Here is a 12,019-nt window from a genome sequence, read left to right on the forward strand (position 1 = left end):
TTATTTAAACATAGAATCATGAAAAAATTAGCTATATTATTTATACTTTTTTCTACCGGAGTGGTATTCGCTGGTGGAGGTGGAGGATCCATTTTCCCTATCAGAACCGCTATGAATGGTATGAAACCTGCTGCTTATAATTGCGATACCTTCAAATCAGGAGGTTTTACAGGACAAACAGGTGTGCCTTTAACAACAGGTGCTTCAGCTTGCCCAGGTGGTACTTGTACCAACCCAGGTTATTTTGCTCCTTACTGGGAAACTTACCAATTCCAAAACTTATTGTTAGCGCCTCAGTGTGTTACCATTAACTGGACTGCTGCTGCTGTTGCTAACTGTAATATTACATTTGCTTATACTGGAACAGGCCCAATTTTATTATGGACTGCTGCAGGTGCTCCTTGTTATGCACCGCCTATCAATATGGGTTCTCCAGGTGCTGTATGTATGGGTACCAACGTAAGTTATTCACTTGAAATTCCAGAATGTGGTTCATTTACCATCTTCCTTGCGAACAACAACGGTGCAAGAAATACTTACGACTTAAGCATTTTCAATTCTGCCGGAGATCCTGCAGCTGTTGGTTGTTTAGGTTCAGAGTGTAAAAAACTCTTGACCATTGGTGGAACTCCAGTTCCTACAATGACTCAGTGGGGTTTATTCATCTTTGGTTTGCTTATTCTTACGTTTGCTTCTGTAGCGATCTACAATTTCGCTCAGAGATCTACTGTTAAAGACTAGTTGTTAAATCAATCTATAAAAAAAGGGCGGTGTTTTACATCGCCCTTTTTTTTTACCAATTCTGAGATGCTGATGACATTTTCTTGAGACTTCGCATGCCATTTCTTTGGTGTCTCGTATATATTGGCCCTGCTCTGCGTAGTCTCCTCCCGCTTTATTAGTGTAAAATATACACGCCAAATTTTTTCAAAGCGGGATACGCTGGGGCGAAAGGAAAACTCTGTTTTCCGAACAGAAGATGAATCGATTTATCATTTATCCATAATAAAAAGCATTTTCATGTCGGAAATACCAACCACCAACTCCAGTCATCAGCAAGTTATTGTTAAAAGAGGCTCCTTCATGTCGGGGCATCTATCAACTATCAACTATCAACTATCAACCATCCACCTTCCCCATTCACAAGAAACCTATTAACTTTGTAGCTTAAATTATAAAATGCTGCATTTTCCATTTGATCGCAATGTATTTGATAAAGCCTTCTTGATTGCTTGCGTTCTGGCCGTTGTTGGTTGGGTCCTCATATATTTGATCTGGGGAGAATATACAACCGCCGACATTATTTGTATGATTGTAACAGTGCCCATATTAGCTTATTTTATTCACGTCTTACTCCTTTTCAATAAGCAATAATTTATTGGGATTTTATCGTTCAAAAGCAGGAAAGAGCTCTTAAAATATGAAGTCAAATTTGAATACCAACAGTTTTAAATTATAACACGAAATCATTTAATATGTCTGCATTAAAAATCTGGTGGAATTCCAAATCTCCTATATTCAGATTTCTATCGGCTTTTATTCTGCTGATGTCTTTGTTTTACATTTTTTATTATTCTCCTTTTTACGAAAATTATATCATGGGTCCCTTGTTGAATAAACAAGCTTATCTTTCCAATATACTGCTGAATTGGATGCAGTTTAAAACGGAAACAATGGAAGATAATATTGTTGGTGATGAATTCAGAGTCAGCATTAAAAATGGTTGCGATGGTATCGAAGCAACTGCTTTGTATATATGCGCTATCATCACTTTTCCATTTGTGGCCTGGAAGCATAAATTGAAAGGTTTATTTTATGGTCTTTTGGTTTTGTCAACACTCAATTTATTCCGAATCGCAGGTCTCTATATTGCCGGGGTGCATTGGAAAAATGGATTTGAATTCTTACATCTGCATGGCGGGGTCATCATTTTTACTTTGATCGCTATTCTGATGTGGTTGGTTTGGATCGCTCAGGTTAAAAAACATATGGAACAGTAGTATGAAAGAAATCCTCAAGTTTCTGTTACTCTTTTTAGGGGTTTATGCCATCGTCATTTTCCTCCAAAGTTTTCATCCTGTGCAATCAGCCATTCAATACTCTTTTAGGTCTTCTATAGAGTTATTCTTGAAGGCCTCTTTCCCAAAGGCATACATCGAAACGCAGAATTATCAGGATGCAGCCGGAAATTTTGATTCAAATATTTTTTACCTGAGGTACGGAAACCCGGAAGTTATTCAGGCAGAGCATGATTTTGCACGCAAAAATCAAATGAAAGAATACAAGATTTCAAGTCATTCTATTCAATTGTACATTTTTCAACTTTTTACGGTCCCACTTGCATTTCTAATCGCGCTGTTTGTAGCCAGCCCTATGCTTTGGAAACCAAAACTGAAATATCTCCTTTTGAGTTTGACCATAATGTCTCTCATCATTCTTTTAAAAGTCAATTTGCTTACCTTATACAATATGAACATCTCAAAAATCGGAGTTTATACCCTTGCGACCGAAGACCTTACATGGGTGTTCCGATTGATCTCCATGTTGACTTTGGGTTTTAGTATTATGATCTGTTTTATATTATGGCTGCTCTTCGGATTCAGGAATAGTCGTTTTGCACTAATTGTCAATTCCTTTTTAAAAAGTTTACAAACATGATTCGCTATTGTATATGTCTGCTAAGTTTATTTATTACCATCGCTTGCTCAAGAAAAGCAACAGAATGGACAGATCTCAAATCTGGCGATTGCGAGAATCTCACTTATGGCCGAATAGACGCCAAGAGGTTATTGACGGATGAAGACATTCAACAACTTAAAAAAGATGGATTGCGAATCCTGGAGTTTGTATTGGAAAATCAGTATCTGGGTAGCTGGGAACAAAAGTGGAATCATCGTTCCTTAGATAAAACACCTGTTAAATCGCTCATTGCATTTGAGTCCAAAGAAAAATTGGCATCGGGTATGCAGTTAGATCAATTAAAAACTTTGAGCAATACTACAGGTCAAGCCATGGTACTCATTCAAACGCTGGCACCGGTGGATTCTATGGAGATCAAGCAATTTGGCAAAGTTTTATTTCACAAGGACCATTTTTACAGATTGGTGGTAGCAAATCACAAGTTGCCTGAATTATTAGATTATCCTTGCCTCAGGTTGATGAGTATCGTTAAAGAAAATTACGATCCCGATAAGAAGTAAGCTAACAAGTTTAGTCCCTTACACCGCTGCTATTTGTTAAAGTATCTTTCAAAATGCCTGAGATGTTTATATTCGTAGCTTATTTAAGCTGCAAATGAAAAAAATATCGATAGTTCTCAGTTTTAGCTTCCTGGTTTTATCCAATGCTTTGTTTGCCCAACAAACACCCACCGTTTATTGGCACAATGGTTTGCATTTTTCTGAAAGAGATCGCACAGAAGGATTGTCCTTTTTTGCATCTGAATTATGGGATCAACACTATTATCGCTTATTATCATTTGATCATGTATTATCTGCAGTTGAGCAACAATTTTTGTCCAATCAAGGAATTGAAATATTGGAGTATGTGCCGGAGCAAACTTATTTATGCAGAATTAAACAAGAAGTATCAAGATCTGCCTTAGATTTAAAAGGCTTGACGGCCTGTTTCCGATTGTCAGCTGCTCACAAATTGTCGAGAAACTTATTGTATGGAAATGAATGCCAAAAAATAGGCGAATCTTCAAAAATTGTCATACAGTTTCTTCAAAATACATTGACTCCAAGCTGTGTAAATTTGTTAAAATCCCATTCGATCCAATTGGGGAAATTTTATTCCAGCAGTGACATAACTTATGCTCAGGTAAATGACATGCAATTGAAATGGCTGGCCGAACAATCGTTCGTTAAGTTTTTAGATTGCGAGTCCTTACCGGGTGTTCCTGAAGATCGCGAAGGTCAAAGTCTGCACAGGGTTAATATGCTTACCGCCAATGGAGCAGAAAACATATTTTTGGATGGTGCGGGTGTAAAAGTGATGGTTCGCGACGATGGCTTTGTAGGGCCGCATATTGATTTTCAGGGCAGAATTACCAATGACGTGCTGGCAGATGTAGGTACACATGGAGATGGAGTTTCAGGGGTGTTGACCGGAGCCGGTAACTACGATCCATTAGTTATAGGAATGGCTCCCGGTGCAGAATTGTTTGTCATTAACTATCAGCCTGATTTTTTGGACAACACTTTGCCTTATCATCAAAATGAAGGAGTAGTCATCACGAATTCATCATATAGCAATGGTTGTAATGTGGGTTATACTCTCGAAGCCCAAATTGTCGATAAGCAACTATTTGAAAACAGAGAACTTCTCCATGTTTTTTCTGCGGGCAATTCCAATAATTCAGATTGTGGCTATGGAGCCGGAAACCAATGGGGGAATGTTACAGGCGGGCATAAAATTGGTAAAAACTGTTTAACCGTAGCAAACCTGAGATTGGATGGCACACTTGAATCAAGTTCATCAAGAGGTCCAACCCGCGATCGGAGATTAAAACCTGAGATTTCAGCGAGAGGGACCAATCAATTATCAACCGCTCCGGACAACGGTACACTCGTTTTTGGAGGGACTTCCGCAGCGGCACCCGGCGTTGCCGGAGTTTGCGCGCTTTTGTACCAGGCCTATAAAAATTTTAATGGCGGTCAAAATCCCGAGTCTGCATTGATTAAAGCGGCTGTTATGAATACCGCTACAGACATTGGAACCCTGGGACCCGATTACCAATTTGGATTCGGGGTGATCAATGCCTATAGAGCTTTTAAACTCATAGAAAGCAAACGCTATCAAAAAATGAAAATCGCGCAAGGGCAAAAATTGGAATACAAAATAAATATTCCTGCGAATACAGCACTTGCTAAAATTATGATTTACTGGCCGGAAAAAGAAGCCTCTTTATTAGCTTCTAAAGCGCTTATAAACGATTTGGATTGCATCGTAACAGATCCAAGTGGTACGCAAATAAAACCCTGGGTATTGGATCCTAGCCCCAATGCAGCTACTTTGGCTGCAGGTGCATCCAAAGGAACCGACACCTTAAATAATTTTGAACAGGTAGAAATCCTAGCACCGACTTCTGGTGAGTATATTCTTAAAATCGATGGCAAATTTATTCCATCCAACGAAGTAGATCTTTTTATCCTTTATGAGTTTGAAGATCGCGAATTGCGATTGACTTACCCCATAGGTGGAGAGCAATTTAATATTACTGAATCCAGCCAAATTCATTTTACAGCCTATGGTTCAGACAGTATTTATATTTCACTATCTACCAATGGTGGAATCCATTGGTCTGAAATAGATAGGAAAGCAGCAGGGGCAAGGTTGAGTAATTTTGTGATCCCCAATAATGTTTCAAGCGATTCTTGTTTGATACATATTCGTCAAGGTCTTCATACGGTACAAAGTGATTTTTTCACAATTACCAGCGGTGTTCAGGGATTTCAAGTAAGCAAGTATTGTCCAAATGAACTGGAACTTAGTTGGAATAGATCTGCTAAGGATAGTTTTTTAATCTACCAATTGGGAGAAAAATATATGGAGCCTGCCGGCATCAGTTCAGCAACAACTCTTACACTACCAAATAACAATCCAAGAGCCAAAAAGTGGTTTTCAATTTCCGGATATGAAGGCACAGCACTGAGTAGAAGGGAATTGGCCATAGCAAGTCCTGACACCCTGATCGGTTGCAATATTCATACAGATTTGGGTCTTGACATTTCGGCGAATACAACTTCAAGCTATTACACCTGCGATGAAGCTTATGTTTCGCCGGTATTCAAAATTATCAATAGAAGTACCACCCCAATTGATGAATTTACCATTTATGCGCAATCAGACAATGGCCTTGTTTCCGAAACATATGCATTAAGTATTGCTCCATACGATACTTTGGAGCTAAAATTTGAAAAGGGAATTTTCGTAACCGGCACGCAGCAAAAAGTGATCATAGCGTGGGTCGAACACTTCGGCGATCAAAACCCCTACAACGATACTTTGGATGTGACTGTTGATTTGATTCAGCTCCCGGAAAAAACAGGCAGCTATCCTATGGTAGAAGAATTTGTTGCAAGCAGCTTCCCTTCAAATTGGTTGCTCCAAAATCCTCTAGATAATTCTACTTGGAATACCGTACGCGCCCAAAACAGAAAGGGAATTTTAGACAATGTTTTGTTGTTTGACAATCCGAATCAGGTATACAGAAATCAACCCATTGTCATTACATCGAAAATAGCTGATTTATCTACAGCAGTAGAACCCTATTTATATTTGGATTTTGCACATCATTCTTTTTCAACCAGTATTTATCAGGATAGTTTCCGGATCGTGGTTAAAGAAGTTTGCGGAACTACACATCTCGAGAAGGAATGTTTATCAGGTCGCTCATTGGAAATTAAAACACATGAAGCGACGCCCACGATGAACTGGACTCCAGTAGATACTTCCTGGTATTGGCTGGCTTACGATCTTTCTGAATTTAAGGGTAAAAAAGTAGTGGTAGAGTTCCAGATTTTAAGAGGTCATAACAATCGCACGGCCATTGATAAAGTAGAGATCCGGGAGAAATATCCTGAAACAGGAACCGCCGATTTTACTTTGGATCCTAATCCAGGATGTTATAGTAAACAAATTCGTTTAACTCCAACAAGCGATCTCCAGAACCCTAGATATTACTTTGATGCAGGTTTAGGCGGAAACCCGCGCTATCTTGATGGTCCTGGACCACATCAAACGAGGTACACCCTTCAGGGAGATAAAAGAATTGCCATGCACGTAAAATCTGATCTGTCCAATGATGCGATCACGATTAAAAGACTTTCATTGGCAAATGCAGTTTCAATCAATTATACCTGGTCTATTGTTTCCGGAAGAACCGTGCAGTTTAAAAACAATTCCAGCAATGGAGAAACTTATTTATGGACTTTTGGCGACGGACAAACTTCTACCGAATTCAACCCGGTCCATACCTATGATTCTGCCAAAATTTATAAGGTAAAACTCACCATCACCAATCCCTGTGGAACTTATAATCGAACTATTGAGGTCGATCTGACCATCACCGGAACAAATGATCCGAAAGCAAAAAACGGGGTGGATGTTTATCCGAATCCTACCACAGATTTGCTTACCATTAGTTCGGCATCGCCCCTGGAAACCATTGCCATCATGGACTTAAACGGAAAACTGATACATGAACTAACAAACGTTCGTTCGTATGAAAAAACAATTTCCCTGGCGGGATGGACAGCAGGATTTTATCAACTAACAATTGTTAACAAAAAAGGAACAACCAGGACCAATTTTCAGAAAATGTAATTTATACCGCATGCTTTTTCGGAAAAATGCTGCGTTATCAAATGCAGCTGTAAATTACTTATGGAAGAACATTCGTTAGGTACATCGATAACTTAAGCGCTTAATTCCTTAGTGGTCCTTAGTGCCTTAGTGCCTTCGTGGCAATAAAAGGATGAATAGTATTACCGACTATTAATAAATATCAATTAAAATGAAGATCCCGAAAAAACGAGGCCACAAAGTCACGAAGACACAAAGGACCACGAAGTGGAAAAACTTAGTGGTCCTTTGTGCCTTTGCGTCTTCGTGGCAAAAAAAAGATGAATAGTATTACCGACTATTAATAAATATCAATTAAAATGAAGATCCCGAAAAAAGCGAGGCCACAAAGTCACGAAGACACGAAGTACCACGAAGTGGAAAAACTTAGTGGTCCTTTGTGCCTTTGCGCCTTCGTGGCAATAAAATGATGAATAGTATGTCCGAACATTAATAAATATCAATTAAAATGAAGATCCCGAAAAAAGCGAGGCCACAAAGTCACGAAGACACAAAGTACCACGAAGTGGAAAAACTTAGTGGTCCTTTGTGCCTTTGCGTCTTCGTGGCAAAAAAAAGATGAATAGTATTACCGACTATTAGTAAATATCAATTAAAATGAAGATCCCGAAAAAAGCGAGGCCACAAAGTCACGAAGTACCACGAAGAGTAGTGATTTTGGGTGTATAGATGAAAGAATAGAGTTGATGGATTATGGATCTGGATTTGGTTTAAGAAGCTAAAAACATCGCCTGAAGAGAATGAAAAATTTCTTTAAAAATTGAATTTCTCAAAATCAAACCAAATGTAGTTTAGACTGGCGATTTAATAATTTAGCTTCGCTTTCTTTTCGATCAGGATCAGGAACGCAACAATCTACCGGACAAACTGCGGCACATTGCGGTTCTTCGTGAAAACCTTTACATTCCGTGCATTTATCGGGTACGATATAATAATATTCGTTGCTTACGGGTTTTAATTTATCATCCGCATTTACCTGAGTGCCGTCTTCCAATTTATATAGACCGCTTAATTTCGTTCCATCAGCCATGGCCCATTCAATTCCACCTTCGTAAATGGCATTATTCGGACATTCCGGTTCGCATGCCCCGCAATTGATACACTCTTCTGTAATAATTATCGCCATTCTGAAGGTCTTAAAATTGAATCCTTGTTTTCAAACTACAATGGAGTAACAAGAGCAGATTTAGATTGTTTAATGTAATTTAAAATCTTTGCCAATCCTATTTTATAAGAAATGACTGAAGCACTTGATTATTATTGGCAGCAATGATCATATGTTTATTTTTTCCTCTTACAATGCGCATTTCTCTAAGATCGTGTTGCAATTTTAATCCTGACATGGCATTTAATACAGGTACCCATTGCCCTTGAGGAGTATTGATAAAAATTTGTCCAACATTTGCGTCATTACGTGCGGTTTCAACTTCTCTGTTGTAATAATTTCCGGCGATTAGTAAATCAGAAATTCCATCCTGATTAAAATCATAAAAAGCCATACTTTGTAAAGTAGAAAGTTGAGCTTCTTTGGGCAAAGGCGAAACTTCAAAGCCATTACTCCCTTTGTTATAAAGAATGAGACTCCTGAATTCAGTTGCAATTTTTTTGGTAGTGCCATCCATTTTTCCTTCCAGAATTTCTTCAAGAGAGGCTTTCGCAAATTGATCATAAGTTTTGAACTTATCTGAAATAAAGGGCATTTGTTCAGAAGAACATTGTCTGCCTCTTACGGGATAAAGTTTGCCCTCTTTGCTTTTGGATGCCAGGTAAGTATCCCAGCTTCCATTTTTATCAAAATCATTGATGTACAAATGAAAAGGTTTTTCTTTGCTCGCTTTAAATTTTGCATTTAAACCCAAATTTCCAAGCACTAAATCTTTTTTACCATCATTGTTTACATCTACCGGGATCACAATATTCCACCAACCAAACAGACTGTCAGTTTTTAATTCTTTGGTAACTTCTGTGAACTTGTTTACATCATTTCTAAAAATGCGCACTGTTGACCATTCGCCCACAACTACTAAATCTGCATCCAAATCCAGATCCATATCAAAGAAACATGCACTGGTCACACATTCAAAGGGTTCAGCCATTTCCGGGCACCATTCTTTTGTTTGATCTTTAAATATTCCTTTATCATTGATCAGCAAAGCACTTCTTTCAGAAAGTCCGTATTTGCCTGGAACTAATCTGCCTCCAAGAAATAAATCCAGATCGCCGTCACCATCAATATCGGCTGCCTCCGCTGTGCTTTTACTAAATAATAGTTTAGGTATATTTTGTGATGCATCTGTGAAGTTGGCTTTGCCGTCATTCAGATAAAGGTGGTCTGCAAATAAAGGAGATCCTTCCGGAAATTCATTGCTACCGCTAACGGTATAGATATCTATATCTCCGTCATTGTCCGCGTCAAAAAACGTAACATCCAATACTTCTTGTGAAGCATATTTATTCCAGGGTTGAGATGGAGATTTTACAAATTGATCATCGCTGCTCTGGAGGAGGAGTTGACATGCAGTGCCTGAAGAACCACTTAAAAATACATCATCAAGCCCATCATTATTCAAATCTCCGCTTTCAAGTGCCGGGCCAAGAGTCGATTGTTTATAGGGAATTAAAACTTCTTTTTTGTAGTCATCGTATTTATTTTCTTGATGGCTAATTTTATCAAAGCATTTGGGAGTTATTTCTTCGGTAAGTATGAAAGGCACTCTTTGAAGCAGTTGTTCTGCGATTGTGGAAGTGGCCTCTTCTTCTTTTATTTTAAAACGGAATTGACTTTTACATTTTTTAATTGCAATGTTTTTCCGGATGGCCATCTAACGATAAGTGAATCTACATTTTCAATTTTGTCTAATCCAAAAGTCAGTATAGGTTCGGAACAAGACATATAACCTCTGGTATTGTAGAGCTCAGCTATTTGCATTTTGTTTTCTCCGTAATAAATTAATGCACGTGCACCAAATGACTTGTGATTTTTTTGTTTACTTTCCAATTGAAGGCGCAAAAAATTTCCTGTTTTATGATCTGTTGCGAGGTTCTTATAAATGAATGCATCCTGATTCATATTGTTTACGATCAAATCTACATCCCCATCATTATCCAGATCTCCATACGAGGCACCTTGTGAAAAAGACTTATCTTCCAATCCCCATTTAGCTGACATATTATCGAAGTGTAATAAGCCATCATTGCGATACATATAATTTGAAAGAGGCATGGAAGGTCCTTTTTCTATAATTTCCAGATTGGAAGTTTTTTTATTTTTAAACGCATCAAAAGCATAACTGATAAAATCCCGGTTTCGAATGTCGCGAAGGATTCCATTGGTGATATACAAATCCTTGAATCCATCGAGATCAAAATCAGAAAATAATACACTCCAGGACCAATCTGTTTTTGCAACCCCTGCCATCAATCCAATTTCACTGAATAAGCCATTGCCTTGGTTGAGTTGCAAAGTATTAAACATGTATTGAAAATTATGTCCGCTGTTTGCAAATTTCCAGAATGTTTCGGGACTCATGGCAGACATATTTGTTTTGTTGCGATAATGATCTTCCGGAGTCATATCTGCAACAAAAATGTCAAGCCAGCCATCATTATTAATGTCAGCTGCGTCTGCACCCATGCTGAAATTACTGATGTGTTTCATCGCCAATGTCGAAACATTTTGGAAAGTACCGTTTCCATTATTTACATATAAAAAATCTCCATAATCATAATCGTTGGCGATATAAATATCAGGATAACCATCATTGAAAAAATCGCCGATGGTTACACTTAAGCCGAATGCAAAATTTTGCACTCCTGCAGCTTCTGTTACATTTATAAATTTACCGTTTCCTTCATTGCGGTAGAGATGATCTGAGTACTGATAGTCAGGAATCCCCTTGCTCATGATGGGGTTTCTGGTTTCATTGTGATTGGGCGGCTGGTTAACGACATATACATCCAGATCGCCATCGAGATCATAATCAAAAAATGCTGCATGAATTGAAAATCCGGGATCGTCCAATCCAAATTCTTTGGCGCGTTCTGTAAAAGTGTTGTTTTGATTATTGATGTAAAGTTTATTGCGTCTTTTTTCGGGATCCAGAAACATATGGCAACATACATAGATGTCATCGTATCCATCGCTGTTGACATCTGCAATAGCTACGCCGGCGGTCCATTCATTTCCGCCTTCAATGCCAGCGGCTTTCGAAATGTCTTCAAATTTAAATTGGCCTTTGTTTAAATATAATTTTTCGGCATTCTGATTGGAAACAAAAAACACATCTTGTAATCCATCATTGTTTACATCGAGAATTGCTGTTCCAGCACCTGTATAAAAGCCGTCATAAATGAGCACATTTTCTTCTTCTGTTTCCTTCAATTGATTGTTAAATTGAATACCGGTTTGATCACTTGCCAATTTTTCAAATTTCATTTCAGATGAATCTGATGTTTGCTTTTGATCCTGATTGCAGGAACTAAAAAATCCTAAAAACAAAGTAAAAATCAACATTAATAAGATTCGCGTAGAAAAATTATTGAAATCCTGCTTTTTGAAAATGTAAGTATTAAATAGATTCATCATATATCGAATTTTAATGCGGCAATTTGGTGTGCTATTAAAGCTTGCAAAGATAAGGATAAATGTGGT

General features: G+C 38.1%; 8 protein-coding genes. 5 read left to right on the plus strand and 3 right to left on the minus strand.

The window, feature by feature from the left end:
• Positions 1 to 18 precede the first annotated feature (18 nt).
• The 5 genes from IPM92_12530 to IPM92_12550 all read left to right on the plus strand — a co-directional run bounded on the left by IPM92_12530 (position 19) and on the right by IPM92_12550 (position 7,329).
• A complete protein-coding gene (locus tag IPM92_12530) occupies positions 19 to 741 on the plus strand; it encodes a hypothetical protein (protein MBK9109157.1) in 723 nt (240 codons plus the stop codon).
• A gap of 734 nt (positions 742 to 1,475) precedes the next feature.
• Positions 1,476 to 2,000 carry an archaeosortase/exosortase family protein gene (locus IPM92_12535; protein MBK9109158.1) on the plus strand — a complete coding sequence of 175 codons (525 nt, stop codon included), beginning with the start codon at positions 1,476 to 1,478 and terminating at the stop codon, positions 1,998 to 2,000.
• Between the two features lies 1 nt (position 2,001).
• Positions 2,002 to 2,658 (plus strand): hypothetical protein, encoded by a 657-nt coding sequence (locus IPM92_12540; GenBank protein MBK9109159.1) that lies wholly within the window; start codon positions 2,002 to 2,004, stop codon positions 2,656 to 2,658.
• Complete coding sequence (locus tag IPM92_12545) at positions 2,655 to 3,200, plus strand: hypothetical protein (GenBank protein MBK9109160.1); 546 nt, start codon at positions 2,655 to 2,657, stop codon at positions 3,198 to 3,200. The genes IPM92_12540 and IPM92_12545 overlap by 4 nt, the downstream gene beginning before the upstream one ends.
• Before the next feature lie 94 nt (positions 3,201 to 3,294).
• Entirely contained in the window at positions 3,295 to 7,329 is a 4,035-nt protein-coding gene (locus IPM92_12550) for a S8 family serine peptidase (protein MBK9109161.1), read from the plus strand.
• 814 nt (positions 7,330 to 8,143) lie between these two features.
• On the opposite strand, the gene IPM92_12555 is transcribed toward IPM92_12550, so the two are convergent.
• The 3 genes from IPM92_12555 to IPM92_12565 all read right to left on the minus strand — a co-directional run bounded on the left by IPM92_12555 (position 8,144) and on the right by IPM92_12565 (position 11,953).
• Complete coding sequence (locus IPM92_12555; protein ID MBK9109162.1) at positions 8,144 to 8,494, minus strand: 4Fe-4S dicluster domain-containing protein; 351 nt, start codon at positions 8,492 to 8,494, stop codon at positions 8,144 to 8,146.
• Between the two features lie 97 nt (positions 8,495 to 8,591).
• Positions 8,592 to 10,190 carry a VCBS repeat-containing protein gene (locus IPM92_12560; protein ID MBK9109163.1) on the minus strand — a complete coding sequence of 533 codons (1,599 nt, stop codon included), beginning with the start codon at positions 10,188 to 10,190 and terminating at the stop codon, positions 8,592 to 8,594.
• Positions 10,130 to 11,953 (minus strand): CRTAC1 family protein, encoded by a 1,824-nt coding sequence (locus IPM92_12565; GenBank protein MBK9109164.1) that lies wholly within the window; start codon positions 11,951 to 11,953, stop codon positions 10,130 to 10,132. Before IPM92_12565 ends, IPM92_12560 begins: the two co-directional genes overlap by 61 nt.
• Positions 11,954 to 12,019 lie beyond the last annotated feature (66 nt).

The organism is Saprospiraceae bacterium, assembly GCA_016719615.1.
In the GTDB taxonomy this organism is placed as follows: Bacteria; Bacteroidota; Bacteroidia; order Chitinophagales; family Saprospiraceae; genus Vicinibacter.